This is a genomic window from Pseudoduganella plicata (assembly GCF_004421005.1).
GTDB classification, from domain to species: Bacteria; Pseudomonadota; Gammaproteobacteria; order Burkholderiales; family Burkholderiaceae_D; genus Rugamonas; species Rugamonas plicata.
In genome coordinates this window covers 4,642,137-4,658,196 of record NZ_CP038026.1, presented here as the reverse complement: position 1 = coordinate 4,658,196, position 16,060 = coordinate 4,642,137, and the positions used below count along the sequence as shown (strand labels likewise).

At 67.6% G+C, this 16,060-nt stretch carries 15 protein-coding genes and 1 pseudogene; 6 read left to right on the top strand and 10 right to left on the bottom strand.

The features are described from left to right. Window positions 1-11: 11 nt before the first annotated feature. The 3 genes and pseudogenes from glcF to E1742_RS20600 all read right to left on the bottom strand — a co-directional run bounded on the left by glcF (window position 12) and on the right by E1742_RS20600 (window position 3,775). Window positions 12-1,235, bottom strand: a complete 1,224-nt coding sequence (gene glcF / locus E1742_RS20610; protein ID WP_134387008.1) for a glycolate oxidase subunit GlcF — start codon at window positions 1,233-1,235, stop codon at window positions 12-14. A gap of 8 nt (window positions 1,236-1,243) precedes the next feature. Continuing rightward, window positions 1,244-2,292 (bottom strand): annotated as a pseudogene (gene glcE / locus E1742_RS20605) (glycolate oxidase subunit GlcE). A gap of 1 nt (window position 2,293) precedes the next feature. Further along, the gene (locus tag E1742_RS20600; protein WP_134387007.1) at window positions 2,294-3,775 is read right to left on the bottom strand and encodes an FAD-linked oxidase C-terminal domain-containing protein; all 1,482 of its coding nucleotides are present in this window, start codon (window positions 3,773-3,775) and stop codon (window positions 2,294-2,296) included. A gap of 95 nt (window positions 3,776-3,870) precedes the next feature. On the opposite strand from E1742_RS20600, the gene E1742_RS20595 reads away from it, so the two are divergent. Further along, window positions 3,871-4,425: a cob(I)yrinic acid a,c-diamide adenosyltransferase gene (locus E1742_RS20595; protein ID WP_134387006.1), complete on the top strand. Its 555-nt coding sequence runs from the start codon at window positions 3,871-3,873 to the stop codon at window positions 4,423-4,425. Window positions 4,426-4,442: 17 nt separating this feature from the next. On the opposite strand, the gene E1742_RS20590 is transcribed toward E1742_RS20595, so the two are convergent. The 4 genes from E1742_RS20590 to E1742_RS20575 all read right to left on the bottom strand — a co-directional run bounded on the left by E1742_RS20590 (window position 4,443) and on the right by E1742_RS20575 (window position 7,988). Next, complete coding sequence (locus E1742_RS20590; protein WP_134387005.1) at window positions 4,443-5,222, bottom strand: LytR/AlgR family response regulator transcription factor; 780 nt, start codon at window positions 5,220-5,222, stop codon at window positions 4,443-4,445. 2 nt (window positions 5,223-5,224) lie between these two features. Then, the gene (locus E1742_RS20585) at window positions 5,225-6,289 is read right to left on the bottom strand and encodes a sensor histidine kinase (RefSeq protein ID WP_134387004.1); all 1,065 of its coding nucleotides are present in this window, start codon (window positions 6,287-6,289) and stop codon (window positions 5,225-5,227) included. Further along, window positions 6,279-6,965 carry a DUF4386 family protein gene (locus tag E1742_RS20580; RefSeq protein ID WP_166793523.1) on the bottom strand — a complete coding sequence of 229 codons (687 nt, stop codon included), beginning with the start codon at window positions 6,963-6,965 and terminating at the stop codon, window positions 6,279-6,281. Before E1742_RS20580 ends, E1742_RS20585 begins: the two co-directional genes overlap by 11 nt. A gap of 108 nt (window positions 6,966-7,073) precedes the next feature. Beyond that, the gene (locus E1742_RS20575) at window positions 7,074-7,988 is read right to left on the bottom strand and encodes a LysR family transcriptional regulator (protein ID WP_134387002.1); all 915 of its coding nucleotides are present in this window, start codon (window positions 7,986-7,988) and stop codon (window positions 7,074-7,076) included. A 101-nt stretch (window positions 7,989-8,089) separates the two neighbouring features. On the opposite strand from E1742_RS20575, the gene E1742_RS26895 reads away from it, so the two are divergent. Continuing rightward, the gene (locus tag E1742_RS26895; protein ID WP_229466150.1) at window positions 8,090-8,407 is read left to right on the top strand and encodes a hypothetical protein; all 318 of its coding nucleotides are present in this window, start codon (window positions 8,090-8,092) and stop codon (window positions 8,405-8,407) included. A 20-nt stretch (window positions 8,408-8,427) separates the two neighbouring features. Beyond that, on the top strand, window positions 8,428-9,321 hold the full coding sequence (locus E1742_RS20570; protein WP_229466148.1) for an SGNH/GDSL hydrolase family protein: 894 nt from the start codon (window positions 8,428-8,430) through the stop codon (window positions 9,319-9,321). 92 nt (window positions 9,322-9,413) lie between these two features. Here E1742_RS20570 and dxs read toward each other — a convergent pair whose 3' ends face one another. Genes dxs through E1742_RS20555 form a run of 3 tightly spaced genes read right to left on the bottom strand, consistent with a single transcriptional unit; the run spans window position 9,414 to window position 12,439 of the window. After that, a complete protein-coding gene (dxs, locus tag E1742_RS20565; RefSeq protein WP_134387001.1) occupies window positions 9,414-11,282 on the bottom strand; it encodes a 1-deoxy-D-xylulose-5-phosphate synthase in 1,869 nt (622 codons plus the stop codon). After that, a complete protein-coding gene (locus E1742_RS20560) occupies window positions 11,283-12,173 on the bottom strand; it encodes a polyprenyl synthetase family protein (RefSeq protein ID WP_134387000.1) in 891 nt (296 codons plus the stop codon). Beyond that, the gene (locus E1742_RS20555; protein WP_134386999.1) at window positions 12,170-12,439 is read right to left on the bottom strand and encodes an exodeoxyribonuclease VII small subunit; all 270 of its coding nucleotides are present in this window, start codon (window positions 12,437-12,439) and stop codon (window positions 12,170-12,172) included. The genes E1742_RS20560 and E1742_RS20555 overlap by 4 nt, the downstream gene beginning before the upstream one ends. Window positions 12,440-12,791: 352 nt before the next feature. On the opposite strand from E1742_RS20555, the gene E1742_RS20550 reads away from it, so the two are divergent. The 3 genes from E1742_RS20550 (at window position 12,792) to E1742_RS20540 (ending at window position 15,789) form a co-directional block, all read left to right on the top strand. Further along, window positions 12,792-13,922 (top strand): aromatic ring-hydroxylating oxygenase subunit alpha, encoded by a 1,131-nt coding sequence (locus E1742_RS20550; RefSeq protein WP_134386998.1) that lies wholly within the window; start codon window positions 12,792-12,794, stop codon window positions 13,920-13,922. 70 nt (window positions 13,923-13,992) lie between these two features. Next, window positions 13,993-14,916 carry a DMT family transporter gene (locus E1742_RS20545; RefSeq protein ID WP_134386997.1) on the top strand — a complete coding sequence of 308 codons (924 nt, stop codon included), beginning with the start codon at window positions 13,993-13,995 and terminating at the stop codon, window positions 14,914-14,916. Between the two features lie 21 nt (window positions 14,917-14,937). Continuing rightward, the gene (locus E1742_RS20540) at window positions 14,938-15,789 is read left to right on the top strand and encodes a sulfurtransferase (RefSeq protein ID WP_134388261.1); all 852 of its coding nucleotides are present in this window, start codon (window positions 14,938-14,940) and stop codon (window positions 15,787-15,789) included. Window positions 15,790-16,060: the final 271 nt, after the last annotated feature.

Genomic DNA, 16,060 nt, shown 5'->3' with positions numbered 1-16,060 from the left:
GGAATGGCACCTCACCGGCTGCCGATCATCCGGTCCACCAGCTCGATCCAGTGCTCCACCGGCGTTTGCGTTCCCGATTGCAGGTGGCCGATGCAGCCGATATTGGCCGAGACGATGCGGGGGGCGCCGGTGTCGGCCAGCTGTTCCAGCTTGCGGTCGCGCAGCTGCAGCGACAGCTCCGGGTGCAGCAGCGAATACGTGCCGGCGGAGCCGCAGCACAGGTGCGACTCGCCGCACAGCCGCACCTCCAGGCCCAGCGCCCGCAGCAGGCCTTCGACCTTGCCGCGCACCTGCTGGCCATGCTGCAGCGTGCAGGGCGGGTGGTACGCCACCGGCTCGGCGTGCCGTTGCGCCAGCCGCGCCAGCTCCCCTTCGAACGCGGGCAGGATCTCGGACAGGTCGCGCGTCAGCGCGGAGATACGCGCCGCCTTTTCCGCATAGACCGGATCGTGCGCCAGCAGGTGGCCGTATTCACGCACGGTGGCACCGCAGCCGGAGGCCGTCATGACGATGGCTTCGACTTCCTCCACGTACGGCCACCAGGCGTCGATATTGCGGCGCATGTGATCGCGCCCGCCCTCCTGGTCGTTCAGATGAAAGCGCAGCGCGCCGCAACAGCCGGCACGTGGCGCGGCAAACAGCTGTATGCCGACAGCATCGAGCACGCGCGCCGCCGCGGCATTGATATTGGGTGCCATGCCCGGCTGCACGCAGCCATCGAGTACCAGCATGCGGCGTGCGTGCCGGCGCGTGGGCCATGGCGTGGCGCGCCGCAGCGGCGGCAGCTTGTCCTGCAGCGCCGGCGACAGCAAGGGCCGCAACACCTGCCCGACGCGCAACGCCGGCGTGAACACCGCCTTGCGCGACATGCCCTCTTTCAGCACGTAGCGCTTGATCCGGTCCGGCAGCGAGCGCCGGACGCGGCGCTCCACGACATCGCGGCCGATATCGGCCAGGCGCCCATAGCGCACGCCGGACGGGCATGTACTTTCGCAGTTGCGGCACGTCAGGCAGCGGTCCAGGTGCAGCTGCGTGGTGGCGCTCACTGGCGCGCCTTCCAGCACCTGCTTGATCAGGTAGATGCGCCCGCGCGGGCCATCCAGTTCGTCGCCCAGCAATTGGTAAGTGGGACAGGTGGCCGTACAGAAGCCGCAGTGCACGCAGGCACGCAGGATGCTCTCCGCTTCGTCCCCCTGCGGCGTGCCCTTGATGAAATCGGCGAGATTGGTTTGCATGAGTTCTCTCAGTACAGACGCCCGCGGTTGAAGATGCCGGCCGGGTCGAATGCCGCCTGCAGCCGCTCCTGGATGCGCGCGATGGCCGGCGCCTGCGGTTGGAACGCGCCGGCGCTCTTGTCCGCAGCCCGGTACAAGGTCGCGTGACCGCCCGCCGCGGCGACGCTGCGCCGGATATCGGCGGCACCGGCGCGCGGCACCTTGAGCCAACGCTGCGCGCCGCCCCATTCGATCAGTTGCGTGCCACCGAGAATGAGGGCGCTGGCCGCCGGCGGCAGCGCCAGGCGCCACAGCGTGTCCGTGTCGAAGAAGGCATGGGTCTGGTCGCGCAGCGACGTCCAGAATGCCCGGTCGTCCTTCACCGGCTCGCCGCCCAGCTTGCGCGCGGCCGCCGCCACCGCTGGTTCGGATCCGGACAGCCGGACCGTCAGCGCGCCATCGACCCAGCACGTGGCCGACAGCGGCAGCGGCTGGCCGCCCCATGCGTTCATGCGCGCCAGCGCGGCGATTTCGTCCAGCTCGAAGCGCAAGGTCGTCTCGACCAGCGGCAGCGGCAGCACCTTCAGCGACACCTGCGTGATGAGCCCCAGCACGCCCATCGACCCGGCCAGCAGCCGCGCCACGTCGTAGCCGGCCACGTTCTTCATGACCTGGCCGCCGAAGTTGAGCAGCTCGCCCTTCCCGTCCATCAGCTGCGCGCCCAACAGGAAGTCGCGTATGGCGCCGGCCGTGGCGCGGCGCGGTCCGGACAGGCCGCTGGCAACGACGCCGCCGATCGTCGACGCTGGGTCAAACCGGGGGGCTCGAATGCCAGCATCTGCCGGTGCTCGCGCAGTTGCGCTTCCAGCTGCGCCAGCGGCGTGCCGCAACGGACCGTGACAACCAGTTCCGTCGGCTCGTAATCGACGATTCCGCTGTGCGCTCGCGTCTCGAGCGGGTCGCCCTGCAACGGCCCGCCATACCAGTCCTTGCTGGCGCCGCCGACGATGCGCAGTGGCGTGCCCGCGGCGGTGGCAGCCTGGATGCGGTCGCGGAACTGTTCGATCGTATCGGGCATGTCAGAAACGCGGCAGGTTGGCGTGTGGCAGCGCGCCGTTCGTCACGCGCAGGCGGCCGAATTCGGCGCAGCGGTGCAACGTCGGAATGGCCTTGCCGGGATTGAGCAGCATCGGCGGATCGAACGCCTTCTTGACGGCGAAAAAGGCCGCCAGTTCGGTGGGCTTGAACTGCACGCACATCGAATCGATCTTCTCGACGCCCACGCCATGTTCGCCCGTGATCGTGCCACCCACGGCCACGCACAGGGCCAGGATCTCGGCGCCGAACGCCTCCGCCCGATGGAGCTCGTCCGGCCGGTTGGCATCGAACAGGATCAGCGGATGCAGGTTGCCGTCGCCGGCATGAAATACGTTGGCGCAGCGCAGGCCGTACTTCACTTCCATCTGCGCGATCCCCGTCAGCACCTGCGCCAGGTGCTTGCGGGGGATGGTGCCGTCCATGCAGTAGTAGTCCGGCGAGATGCGCCCCGCCGCCGGGAACGCGTTCTTGCGGCCCGACCAGAAGCGCAGCCGTTCCGCTTCCGTTGTCGACACGGCGATGGCGCCGGCACCGGCCTCCCGCAGTACGGCCGTCATGCGCGCGATCTCGTCGTCGACCTCTTCCACCGTGCCGTCCGCCTCGCACAGCAGGATGGCGGCGGCGTCCAGGTCGTAGCCCGCGTGGACGAACGGCTCGACCATGGACACGGACGTGCGGTCCATCATCTCCAGCCCGGCCGGGATGATGCCGGCCGCGATCACATGCGCCACCGCATTGCCCGCGGTGACGACGTCGCCGAACGACGCCATGATGACGCGTGCGCACAGCGCCTTCGGCACGAGCCTGACCGTCACTTCCGTCACGATCCCCAGCATGCCCTCGGAGCCAATGAAGACGGACAGCAGGTCCAGCCCGGGCGCGTCGGGCGCCTCGCTGCCCAGTTCCACGATATCGCCATCGATGGTGGCCACGCGCACGCGCAGTACGTTGTGCACCGTCAGGCCGTACTTCAGGCAATGCACGCCGCCGGAGTTCTCCGCCACGTTGCCGCCGATGGTGCAGGCGATCTGCGACGACGGGTCGGGCGCGTAATACAGGCCATGTGGTGCTGCCGCTTCCGAGATGGCGAGGTTGCGCACGCCGGGTTGCACGACAGCGGTGCGCGACGTGGCATCGAGCCGCACGATGCGGTTCAGCCTTGCCGTCGACAGCACGATACCCTCGGCAATCGGCATCGCGCCGCCCGACAGGCCGGTACCGGCGCCGCGCGGCACGATCGGCACGCCCAGCCCGCGGCATACGGCCAGCACGGCCAGCACCTGCGCCTCGTCGTGCGGCAGCGCCACCACCAGCGGCATCTGGCGGTAAGCGGCCAGGCCGTCGCACTCGTACGGACGGGTGTCCTCGGGCGCCGCGAGCACGCAGCCGGCCGGCAGCACGGCAGCCAGTGCCTGGGCGACTTCATGCCGGCGCGCGGCGAGCTTGGAAAGGTCAGTGATCATCGGCTGCTCGTCATATCGTCACGACGATTGTAGGCCAATTTCCCGGCATGGGCCGAATTGTCGTATCCTCGCACCGTTCAAACAAGGAGACAAACATGGGCAACCGACTGTCAAAGATCGCCACCCGCACCGGGGATAACGGCACCACGGGACTGGGCGACGGCAGCCGCACCGGCAAGGACAGCACGCGCGTGCACGCGATGGGCGACGTGGACGAGCTGAACTCGAACATCGGGCTCTTGCTGTGCGAGCCGATGCCGGACGACCTGCGCGGCGAACTGGTGGCGATCCAGCACGACCTGTTCGACCTGGGCGGGGAACTGTGCATTCCCGGCTACCAGCTGATCAAGGAAGAACACGTGGAGCGCCTGGACGCGCTGCTGGAAAAGTACAACGCCTCCCTGCCCGCGCTGACGGAATTCATCCTGCCGGCCGGCTCGCGCGCCGCCTCGCTGGCGCACGTGTGCCGCACCGTATGCCGCCGCGCCGAGCGGGCCATCGTCACGCTCGGCAAGGAAGAAAGCATCCACGACCACCCGCGCCAGTACGTCAACCGCCTGTCCGACCTGATGTTCGTGCTGGCACGCGTATTGAACCGCTTTGCCGGCGGCGGCGACGTGCTGTGGAACCATGAGCGCAAGCGTGGCTGAGGGTCAGCGGCTGCGGGTTACATCTGTCGGAATACGTGCAGGAAGTTGCGACTGACGGGTAGCGACTCGGCGCGGCGCTTCAGGTGCACCGACGCCGTCTCGTTCTCGCCGCGGATGACGTGGCTGACGGCGCGCAGATTGACGACGACGGAGCGGTGCACCTGCACGAAATGGGCCGCGTCCAGCTGCGCCAGCAGATCCTTCAGCGGCGTGCGCACCAGGGCTTCGGCCGGTTGTCCATCGTCGCCGCGCCAGGCCACCGCCGTATATTTCGTGTCCGACCGCAGGTAATCGATGTCCGCCACCGGAATCAGGCGCAGGGCCGCTCCCACCTGGGCGGTCAGCCAGTTCAGCGGCGCCGGCGCGGCCGGGGCGCGCAGGCGGTCGGCCAGCTGCGCCAGCAGCGCGTCCAGCTCCGCCCCGCCCGTCGGCTGGTGCCGTTCCTTCAGGCGCGCCACCGTATCGGCCAGCCGCGCCGGCTCGACCGGCTTGACAAGGTAGTCCAGCGCTCCCTGGGCGAATGCCTGCACGGCATACCGGTCGTACGCCGTGACGAAGACCAGGTGCGAGCGCCGCCCGATCCGGGCCGCCGCCTCCACCCCGGACATGCCTGGCATGTGCACGTCCAGAAAACAGATGTCGGGCCGGAGCGTCTCGCATTGCGCGACGGCCTCGCGGCCGTTGCGGACCCGGGCCACGATGGCCAGTTCCGGCCACGCCTCCGCCAGTTGCCGCGCCAGCGCGTCGCGCAGCAGCGGCTCGTCGTCGGCGATCAGGGCGGTCGGTTGTCGCTGCATCGTCAGGCTCCCACGGAAAATTCGATCTCGGCACATACGCCGTGCGGCGTCACCGCATACAACCGCAACTGCGCCCGGCCGCCAAAGTGCAGTGCCAGCCGTTCGCGCAGGGTGGCCAGTCCTGTACCGCTGCCGGTCCCCATGCCGACGCCGGTATCGCGCACCGTCGCCACGCAATTGTCGCCACGCCGGCACACGCTGACGTCGATGCGGCCGCCCTCCTCCGCCGGATCGATGCCGTGCCGTACGGCGTTTTCGACAAGCGTAAGCAGGATCAGCGCCGGGCAGCACATGTCCAGCAACGCGGCGTCGGACCGCAGCGTGAACGCGAGGCGGTCGGGCATGCGCATGCGCATCAGCTCCAGATAGGCGCGCACCAGTTCGAGCTCCTGCCCCAGCGTGCCGGAAGATGCGCCAGCCGCGTCGTGCAGGCGCGGCACGGCGGCGCGCAGGTAGGCCGTCAGGCTGCGCAGCAGCGCGGGCGCCTGCGGCGAGCCCGTATCGACCAGCGCCTGCACGTTGGCCAGGGTGTTGAACAGGAAGTGCGGCGCCACCTGCGCCTGCATCAGGTGCAGCCGCGCGTCCAGCGCCTGGCGCGCCAGCTCGCTGCGTTCGAGCTCGAAGGCAAGCGCCTGCGTGCGGGCCAGCGCATCCTTCTGCCGCACCAGCGCGGACAGTGCCAGCCATGGCGCGACAAGCGTGCCGAAGAAGCACAGCAGGAAAAAGCCGCTGCGGCGCTCCGCATCGGTCCAGAATGGCGGCGCATCGACGGGTGTGCGCAGCAAATAAATCGCCAGCGTGGTGAGAGGCATCGCCAGCGCGACACCGGCCACCTGTAACGCCCACCGTGCAACCCAGGGCGGCAGGCGGCGCGGCCAGCGTTCCAGCAGCGAGAACGCCAGCGTGCCGGCGGTGGCCAGCAGCGCCGCCGTGCTCCACAGCGGCCAGACCGAATCCCAGACGAGCGTCAGCGGCAGCGTGACGATCAGCGCGCAGACCAGTGCAGTGCGCAGCCGCCGCCACGGCACGGTGGCGGCCGACACGAGGCGGATGGCGTCAATAGGCATGTGCCGCCATCGGACCGGCGCCGCGCCGGAAGCCGCGCACCAGCAGCCAGGTTCCGGTGGCGAGATGGCAAATTGCCGCCGGTGCCACCAGCGCCAACTGGAACGGATGGCCGAGCAGATGCAGCGCGATATTCGCCAGTTGCAGCACCACCGCGGCCACGCCGATGGCGGGCAGGAGGCGTGCAGGCATGCCGCTTCGGTACAACAGCACATACAGGGTCAAGCTGGTCGCTCCGCTGAAAAACAATGCAAGGTAATGGACGGCGTAGCGCGCGCCCCCCGCCGCCGCGTATGCCGCCTGGAACGGCGCCCCCGCTGCGGGCGTGGCCGCCGCAGCCGCCTGACTCAAGGATAACATCGCGAGCAGCAGGCCCTGCTCGACGACGGCAACGGCCAGCGCGACAACCGCCATCGCCAGCAGTGCCAACGCGGTGCGTTCGCCAGCGCGCCTGAACCGCGGCCAGCATGCCAGTGCGATGGCGAGCGACAGCAGTGGTGCCAACAGCACGACCAGCGCCCCCGTCCGCACTCTTGCCGCCATGCCGGCAGCGGCCGCGAGGAAGCCGGGCGCTTCGAACACGGGTGGCAGGAGGACGAAATAGCCAACGACCGATGTCGCCATCGTCAGCAGCATCGACAGCCCGACCAGTCGTCCCAGACCTTGTTCGCTTTTCATGTTTCCTCCGTTGACAATGCGCCCAGTATGGGCTGACGCAACGGCGGTGGACATCGCATCCGACGGGGCACGGTGCCGGATGGACGAGGCACGGTAGGGCGCGACGGCTTACGGCAGCGATGGCGCGACAAATCCCGGCAGGGTCGCCAGTCGATCGGCCAGGAAGCCGACCAGTGCGCGCGCCCGTACCGGCTGGTAGCGCCGCCCGGGGTACAGCAGATGCAGCGCCTGCGGCTCGCCCTGCCAGGCCGGCAGGACACGGCGCAGTCGGCCCGCTGCCAGCAGGTCGTCGACCAGCCATGCCGGACACAGGCCGATGCCGGCACCGGCGGCGAGACTGTCGCGAATCGCCAGCGCGTTATTGACGCGGTAGCGGCCAGCCGTGCGCACACTCACCGTCCGCGTGCCGTCGTTGAGCGTCACGTCGTTGCCGGTTGCGAGCCAGGCGAAACGCACGTAATCGTGGTCGGCCAGCGCCGCCGGCGTCGCCGGCGCGGGACGGCGCTCAAGGTACCCCGGCGCCGCGACCAGCCAGCGCGGCGAATCCGCCACGTGCCGTGCCACCGCGTCCGCCGGCAGCGCACCGCCCAGACGCAGCGCCACATCGACGCCCTCTTCCACCAGGTCGGCCATGCGGTCGTTCAGTATCAGTTCGATCTCCACGCCGGGATGCGTGTCGAGGAATTCGTGCACCAGAGCATTCAGGCGGAACTGCCCCAGCGCGACGGGCGCGTTGAGCCGCAACAGGCCGTGCATCGATGCCGTACCGCCGCGTGCATCGGCCACCGCCGCGTCGAACTCCGCCAGCACGCCGCGGGCACGTTCGTAGAAGCGCTGGCCTTCCGTCGTCGGCGCCAGGCTGGCCGTGGTGCGCGCCAGCAGGCGGATGCCCAGGTCGCGCTCCAGTGCGGCGATTGCCTTGCTGACGGTGGGCTGCGTGGTGGCGGCCTCGCGCGCCACTGCGGACAGGCTGCCCAGCTCGACCGCGCGGACAAACCAGTGCAGGGATTTCATCGTGTCCATATCACCTCATTCGAGAATGGAATGAACTATAGTCGAAATGACCTCTACCATACGAATCCAGAATGACAGACGATGAGGCTCCTGAATCTACGGAGGCCATCATGATCAAACGAGTGTCGGCGGCCCTGGCCGCCACCCTGTTCCTTTCGTCCGCGCAGGCGGCGCAGACCAGCTGGTACGCGGCGCCGCAACCGGCCTGGGACAAAACCTTTGCCTTGCCGATGAACGTCCCCCCCAGCGTTGGCGGTCACACCGTGCGCGAAACGCTGCGCCTGTCGGCCGGCGGGTCGCGCCTGCGCGTCGTGCTGTCGAACCGCTACGGCACGGCGCCGCTCGCGGTCGGCGCCGTGCATGTCGCGCGCACGGCCGGCCAGGCCGGCGCCTCCCCGCCATCGATCCCGAAAGCGATCGCGCGCTGACGTTCGCCGGCCGGTACTCCGTGACGATCCCGCCCGGGCAGGATGCCATCAGCGACGCGCTGGCCTTTGCGGCACGGCCGCTGGAGCGCCTGACGGTGTCGACGTGGTTTCCCGGCGAGGCGCCGCTGACGACGTTCCACTGGGGCGCACAGCAGACGGGCTATGTGGCAGTGGGCGACGTGACGGCGGCGCGCACGCTGGCCGCCAGCGCGGCCTTGGCAGGACGCGCATTCGTCAGCGCCGTGCAGGTCGATGGCGACGGCGCTTGCGGCACGGTCGTCGCCTTTGGCGACTCGATCACGGACGGCAACGGCTCGACGCCGGACCTGCACCGGCGCTGGCCGGACTACCTGGCCGAACGACTGCCGGACGTGGGCATCGCCAACGCCGGGATTTCGGGAGCACGCTTGCTGTCCTCAGGGATGGGGGTGGCAGCGGCAGCGCGCTTCGGGCCCGATGTGCTGGACCAGCCAGGCGTGCGCGCGGTGGTCGTCCTCATCGGCATCAACGATATCGGCTGGCCCGGTAGCGCTTTCGCGCCGGCCGATCCGCCGGCAAGCGTCGCGCGGATGATCGAAGGTTACCGCACCCTGATCGCGCAAGCCCACGCACGAGGCGTAAAAGTCATCGGCGGCACGCTGCTGCCGTTCCACGGCGCGCTGCACGGCACGCCGTTTGCCGGCTACTGGTCGCCCGCCAAGGAGGTGCGGCGCCAGGAGGTCAATGCGTGGATACGCAAGAGCGGGGAGTTCGATGCGGTGGTGGACTTCGATGCGGCGCTGCGCGATCCCGCCGATCCCGCGCGCATGCTGCCGGTTTACGACTCGGGGGACCATCTGCATCCGGGCGATGCGGGCTATGCGGCGATGGCGGGGGCGGTGTTGCGGGATGTGCCGCGGCTGACGGCCTACTGACTCGCGCAGGCTGAAGGTCGGGGACAGGCGCCTGTCTCAGGCATCGGCCCCGGGATGGAAGCCTGTCTCCAACCGATCGCCTGCCCGGTGCTTCAACCGTTGTTGACGACCAGGCTCGGTTTGCCGCCCAGGAAGCGCGCCCGGATCGACGCGGCGATCCCGGTGGCGTCCAGGCCCACGCTGGCCAGCAGCTTGGCCGGGTCGCCATGGTCGATGAACTTGTCCGGCAGCCCCAGGATCTGCAGCGGCTTGACGATGCCCGCCTCGGCCAGCGCCTCCGCCACGGCGGCGCCGGCGCCACCCATGACGCAGCCCTCTTCGACCGTGACGAGGTAGTCGTGATCGGCGGCCAGCTGCCTGACGAGTTCCACGTCCAGCGGCTTCACGAAACGCATGTTCGCCACCGTGGCGTTCAGCGCCTCGCCAGCACCCAGCGACGGCGCCACCATCGAGCCGAAGGCCAGGATCGCGACGCGTTCGCCGGTGCGGCGGATTTCCCCCTTGCCCAGGTCAATCGACTTCAGTTCTTTCGCGATTGCCGCGCCCACGCCGGCGCCGCGCGGGTAGCGCACGGCGGCCGGGCCGGGATAGTGGTACGCCGTCGTCAGCATCTGGCGGCATTCGTTTTCGTCCGAAGCGGCCATGACAACCATGTTCGGGATGCAGCGCAGGAATGCGAGATCGTAGTTGCCCGCGTGCGTGGCGCCATCGGCGCCGACCAGGCCCGCGCGGTCCAGCGCGAACGTCACGTCCAGGTTTTGCAGCGCCACGTCGTGGATCAGCTGGTCGTAGGCGCGCTGCAGGAATGTCGAGTAGATCGCAACGACCGGCTTCAGGCCTTCGCACGCAAGGCCCGCGCCGAACGTGACGGCGTGCTGCTCGGCGATGCCGACGTCGAAGTAGCGGTCCGGGTACTCGGCATGGAACCGCACCATGCCCGAGCCCTCGCGCATCGCCGGCGTGATGCCGACCAGGCGTTCGTCGGCGGCCGCCATGTCGCACAGCCAGTTGCCGAAGACTTCGGTGTACGTGATCTTCGACGGCGGTGCCGGCTTGATGCCTTCGGCCGGGTTGAACTTGCCGGTGCCGTGGTACAGGATCGGCTCGGCCTCGGCCAGCTTGTAGCCCTGTCCTTTCTTCGTGACCACGTGCAGGAACTGCGGCCCTTTCAGGTTGCGGATGTTCTGCAGGGTCGGAATCAGCGAATCGAGGTCGTGGCCGTCGATCGGGCCGATGTAATTGAAACCGAACTCCTCGAACATCGTGGCGGGAACCACCATGCCCTTGGCATGCTCTTCCAGCTTTTTCGCCAGCTCCAGCACGGGCCCGGGCAGTACGGACTTGCCGACGTTCTTCGCGGCGGCATAGAACTGGCCGGACATCAGGCGCGCCAGGTAGCGGTTCAATGCGCCGACCGGCGGCGAGATCGACATGTCGTTGTCGTTCAGGATGACCAGCAGGTTCAGGTCTTCCTGCACGCCGGCGTTGTTCAATGCCTCGAAGGCCATGCCGGCGGTCATGGAGCCGTCGCCGATGACGGCAATGGCGTGGCGCTGCTCGCCCTTGATCTTCGCGGCCTGCGCCATGCCCAGCGCGGCGGAGATCGACGTGGACGAGTGGGCCGTGCCGAACGTGTCGTACTCGCTTTCCACGCGGCGCGGAAAGCCGGAAATACCGTCGAGCTGACGCAGCGTATGGAACTGCTCGCGCCGGCCCGTGAGGATCTTGTGGGAGTACGTCTGGTGCCCCACGTCCCAGACGATGCGGTCGACCGGGGTATTGAACACGTAGTGCAGCGCGACGGTCAGTTCGACGGTGCCCAGGTTGGACGACAGGTGGCCGCCCGTCTTCGAGACGGAGTCGAGGAGGAAGCTGCGCAGTTCTTCGGCCAGCGGTGTCAGCTGATGACGCCCCAGCTTGCGCAGGTCGGCCGGTTGTTGGATGTTTTCAAGCAGTTTCATTTATGCCTTCCGCTGCACGATCAGGTCCGCGATTTCGCGTAAGCGCAGAGCGTTGTCGCCGAATGGGACCAGGGCCGCATGGGCGTCCTGGCGCAGTTGTTCCGCCAGGGCGATCGACGGTTCGAGGCCCAGGATGGAGACGTAGGTGGGTTTGTTGTCCGCGGCATCCTTGCCGGCGGTCTTGCCCAGCGTGGCCGAATCGGCCGTGGCGTCCAGCACGTCATCGACCACCTGGAACGCCAGGCCGATGGCGCGGCTGTAGTCGTCCAGCGCCTGCAGTTCCGCAGGCAGCAGGTCCTTGCCGGCCAGCGCGCCCAGCACGACGGCAGCACGCAGCAGCGCGCCCGTCTTCAGCTGGTGCATGCGTTCGAGCTGCTCCAGCGACAGGGCCAGGCCGACGGAGTCCAGGTCGATGGCCTGGCCGCCGCACATGCCGGCCGATCCGGCGGCCTGCGCGAGCAGGCGCAGCATGGCCACCTGGCGCGCCGGCGGCACCGTGTCGGCATCGGCCAGCACCTTGAATGCCTGTGCCTGCAGCGCGTCGCCGACCAGCAGCGCGGTGGCTTCGTCGTAGGCCACGTGCACGGTGGGTTTGCCGCGGCGCAGTTCGTCGTCGTCCATGCATGGCATGTCGTCGTGCACCAGCGAGTAAGCGTGGATCATTTCGACGGCGGCCGCGGCGCGCGACAGCGCGCGCGCATCGGCACCCGACAGCGCACCGGCGGCATGGACCAGCAGCGGGCGCACCCGCTTGCCGCCGCCCAGCAGCGCATAGCGCATCGCCGCGTGCAGTTTCGTCGGCACGACGTCACCGGCAGGCAGATAGGCCGACATATCGGTCTCCGTGCCTGCCTGGACGCTCTTCATCCAGTCCTGGAACGAGCCGCTCATGGCGCGCCCTCGTCGCCGTCGGCGAAGGGCTTGAGCATGTCGCCTTCCAGGATCCTGACCTGGGCTTCGACCTTGTCAAGCTGGCCCGCGCAGTATTTCACCAGCTCCGAGCCGCGCGCGTACGCCGCCACCGACGCCTCCAGCGGCAGCTGGCCGGATTCCATCTGCGTCACCAGCTGGGCGAGTTCCGCCATCGCCTCCTCGAAGGATGCGGGAGCGGCCGGGCCCGCGCCGTCCCCGCCTTCGCCGTTCGTTTTCTTTGCCATAAACCTGTCAATCCGACTTGTGAGTTCGACTGTAACGACACAATCGTCCAGTGTAGCCCGTTATTTTAGAACAAAGTGTCATGCAGGGTCCAAAAAGACAACGCCAGCGCGGCAGGGGCGTGACAATTCGGCCGTCACTATTCGACAACCGGCCGCGGGCTTGGCCGGCTGGCTGGCGGCTGCCTTCCGGAAGTGCGCACAATGCACTTCCGGGCGAAGATTTATCGGCAGAGTTACCGTTACCGCGCTATAATCTCCGGTTCTGTCCGAAATACCGTTTTTATACTCTGAATTCAGGTCTTTGCGGATTCTGTCTCTTCTTGGTTGCAGCACTTTAATTAAGGGGGTTGGGATGTCCGATCTGGGTACCCACGCCAGGCTGGCGCGCTCGAGCGCGCAACTTCCGGTCCACGTCTATTTTGACGAAACGCTCCTGCAGCGGGAAATGCAGCAATTGTTTCAGAACGGCCCACGCTATGTGGGCCATGAGCTGATGGTGCCGAATGTCGGCGACTTTACGACTCTCGCCTCGGAAAACGAGGGTCGCATGCTGGTCCGTAACGCCAATGGTATCGAGGTGCTGTCCAACGTCTGCCGCCATCGCCAGGCGCTGATGTTCAATGGCCGCGGCAATGCCAGCACGATCGTCTGTCCGCTGCACCGCTGGACCTATGACCTGAAGGGCGAGCTGATCGGGGCGCCGCACTTTCCCGAGACGCCTTGCCTGAACCTGCCGAAGACCACGCTGCAAAGCTGGAATGGCCTGCTGTTCGAGCAGAACGGCTACAACGTCATGGACAAGCTGAAGAACCTCTCGGTCACGAAGGACCTGGACTTCACCGGCTACATGCTCGATCACGTCGAAGTGCATCACTGCGACTACAACTGGAAGACGTTCATCGAGGTCTACCTCGAGGACTATCACGTGGAGCCGTTCCATCCGGGCCTGGGCGCGTTCGTCACGTGCGACGATCTGCGCTGGGAGTTCGGTATCGACTACAGCGTGCAGACGGTGGGCGTGAACCGCGGCCTGAAGAAATCGGGTTCGCCGGCCTACCAGCGCTGGCAGGAGCAGGTGCTGAAGTTCCGCAACGGCGAAGCGCCGCCGTACGGCGCCATCTGGCTGACCTTGTATCCGAACATCATGGTCGAGTGGTATCCGCACGTGCTGGTCGTGTCGACGTTGTGGCCGGAAGGTCCGAACCGCACGAAGAATGTCGTCGAGTTCTATTACCCCGAGGAGATCGTGCTGTTCGAGCGCGAGTTCGTCGAGGCGGAACGGGCGGCCTATATGGAAACCTGCGTCGAGGACGACGAAATCGCCCTGCGCATGGACGCGGGCCGCCGCATCCTGATGGAGCGCGGCCAGACGGACGCAGGGCCCTACCAGTCGCCGATGGAAGACGGCATGCAGCACTTCCATGAGTGGTACCGCAGCCGCATCGAACCGGGCAACGCAGGACTTGCCAGCATCAAGACTTAAACAGTACGACCATCGCAAGGGGACAGCATCGGAACACGATCTGTCCCCTTGCTCATTTCAAGGATCAGCAATGCAATCGCTCTGGATGTTGTTCGCCAGCTTCATGTTCGCCGCCATGGGGGTGTGCGTCAAACTGGCCTCGGAAACCTATACCACGTCGGAACTGGTGATGTACCGCGGGATCATCGGCATGGTCATACTGTTTACCATCATCCGCGTCCAGGGCGGGACGTTGAAGACCACCATGCCGCTGGCGCACCTGTGGCGCGGCGTCATCGGCGTAATTTCGCTGTGGCTGTGGTTTTATGCGATCGCCGCACTGCCGCTGGCCACCGCGATGACGCTCAATTACATGGCGCCCATCTGGATCGCCGTATGGCTGTTCGCGCACGGCTGGTGGCATGCGAAGAACCGCGTCGAATGGCCGCTGATCGTGGCCGTGGGCATGAGCTTTGTCGGCGTCACGCTGCTGCTGCGCCCTGCTTTCGAGGCCGACCAGCTGTTCGACGCGCTGGTGGCGCTGTCTTCCTCGGTGCTGTCCGCAATGGCCTATCTGCAGGTGCGCAAACTGGGCCTGGCCGGCGAGCCGGAATCGCGCGTGGTGTTCTACTTTGCCGCGACCAACCTGATCGCGGGCGTTTTCGGCAATATCCTGCAGGCGGGCGGCGGCCCGGTCGTGTGGCACCCGCTCAACACGGCGCACGGCTTCTTCCTGCTGCTGGGGATGGGCCTGTGCGCGACGGCCGCACAAGTCGCCATGACGCGCGCCTACCGTCTCGGCAACACGCTGGTCGTGGCAAACCTGCAGTACACGGGCATCGTGTTCTCCAGCGCCTGGGGCGTGCTGGTGTTCAGCGACGTGTTCGACTGGCACAGCTGGCTGGGCATCGGCATCATCCTCGCCTCGGGGGTGGCCGCGACGTTCTACAATACAAAGAGTACCGAACGCGGCAAGGCCATTGCCGACACCGATCCGATCGCCAGTGAAGTGTAAGGAGACCGTATGTCCAGTACCCTGTTCAAGACCTTGATTGATGCCGCCACCCTGGCGCAGCACGTGACCGACCCGCGCTGGGTCGTCATCGACTGCCGCCACGACCTGATGAATCCGGCCTTCGGCCGCGACGCTTTTGCCGCCGGCCACATCCCGGGCGCGCAGTTCGCCGGCATCGACGACGACCTGTCCGGCCCTAAAAACAGCAACGATGCCAGCTTCCGCGGCCGCCACCCACTGCCCGAACGCGCCGCGCTGGTCGAAACATTGCGCCGTTTCGGCATCGACGACGACACGCAGGTCGTCGCCTACGATGCCCACGGCGGCATGTACGCGGCCCGCCTGTGGTGGCTGCTGCGCTGGATCGGCCATGAAGCCGTCGCCGTGCTCGATGGCCGCCTGCCGGCCTGGCAGGCGGCGGGCTTCGAGCTGTCCACGCAAGTTGCGCCGCACGCACCGGGCAATATTGGGGACCGCCCTGCCCTGACCCGCACCGTCACCGTCGACGACGTGGTGGCGAACCTGACCAGCGGCGTCAACGTGGTGGTCGACGCGCGCGCGCCGGACCGCTTCCGCGGCGAGAACGAAACCATCGACCCCGTCGGCGGCCATATCCCCGGCGCGAAGAACCGCTTCTTCAAGGACAACCTGAACGCCGACGGCACGTTCAGGCCGGCCGAGGAGTTGTGGGGAGCGTTCGCGCCGCTGTTTACCGCGCCTTCCGCCGCCATCATGCAGTGCGGCTCCGGCGTAACGGCCTGCCATAACCTGCTGGCGATGGAGGTCGCGGGACTGCCCGGCGCCGCGCTGTATCCGGGCTCGTGGTCGGAGTGGTGTGCCGATCCGAAGCGGCCAGTGGCGACGGGCGCCTGACGGTCGCCACCCCACCGCCGGCAGCACGAAGCTCGTGCGCAGCCCGATGCGCCTCTCGGCCTCCCCGGCGGACGTGCGCACGGCCCCGCCCACCGGCGGACCCGCGTCCTAACTGCCGCCGCAACCGCCGCCACATCCACCACAGCTGCTACCGCCGCCTTCGCTGCAACCTTCCCCGCCGCTGGCGCCATCGCAGCTGGCGGGGAAGCCGGCGCTGGAGCCGGCGTTGGCGTTCTTGGGGAAACAGATCTCTTTCATCATGTCCGGAGCG

Coding starts and splice junctions, on each gene's coding strand:
- E1742_RS20575 (WP_134387002.1), bottom strand. CDS start 7,988: ATGGACACGATGAAATCCCTGCACTGGTTTGTCCGCGCGGTCGAGCTG.
- E1742_RS26895 (WP_229466150.1), top strand. CDS start 8,090: ATGATCAAACGAGTGTCGGCGGCCCTGGCCGCCACCCTGTTCCTTTCG.
- E1742_RS20600 (WP_134387007.1), bottom strand. CDS start 3,775: ATGATCACTGACCTTTCCAAGCTCGCCGCGCGCCGGCATGAAGTCGCC.
- E1742_RS20595 (WP_134387006.1), top strand. CDS start 3,871: ATGGGCAACCGACTGTCAAAGATCGCCACCCGCACCGGGGATAACGGC.
- dxs (WP_134387001.1), bottom strand. CDS start 11,282: ATGAAACTGCTTGAAAACATCCAACAACCGGCCGACCTGCGCAAGCTG.
- E1742_RS20580 (WP_166793523.1), bottom strand. CDS start 6,965: ATGAAAAGCGAACAAGGTCTGGGACGACTGGTCGGGCTGTCGATGCTG.
- E1742_RS20550 (WP_134386998.1), top strand. CDS start 12,792: ATGTCCGATCTGGGTACCCACGCCAGGCTGGCGCGCTCGAGCGCGCAA.
- E1742_RS20585 (WP_134387004.1), bottom strand. CDS start 6,289: ATGCCTATTGACGCCATCCGCCTCGTGTCGGCCGCCACCGTGCCGTGG.
- E1742_RS20555 (WP_134386999.1), bottom strand. CDS start 12,439: ATGGCAAAGAAAACGAACGGCGAAGGCGGGGACGGCGCGGGCCCGGCC.
- glcF (WP_134387008.1), bottom strand. CDS start 1,235: ATGCAAACCAATCTCGCCGATTTCATCAAGGGCACGCCGCAGGGGGAC.
- E1742_RS20560 (WP_134387000.1), bottom strand. CDS start 12,173: ATGAGCGGCTCGTTCCAGGACTGGATGAAGAGCGTCCAGGCAGGCACG.
- E1742_RS20590 (WP_134387005.1), bottom strand. CDS start 5,222: ATGCAGCGACAACCGACCGCCCTGATCGCCGACGACGAGCCGCTGCTG.
- E1742_RS20545 (WP_134386997.1), top strand. CDS start 13,993: ATGCAATCGCTCTGGATGTTGTTCGCCAGCTTCATGTTCGCCGCCATG.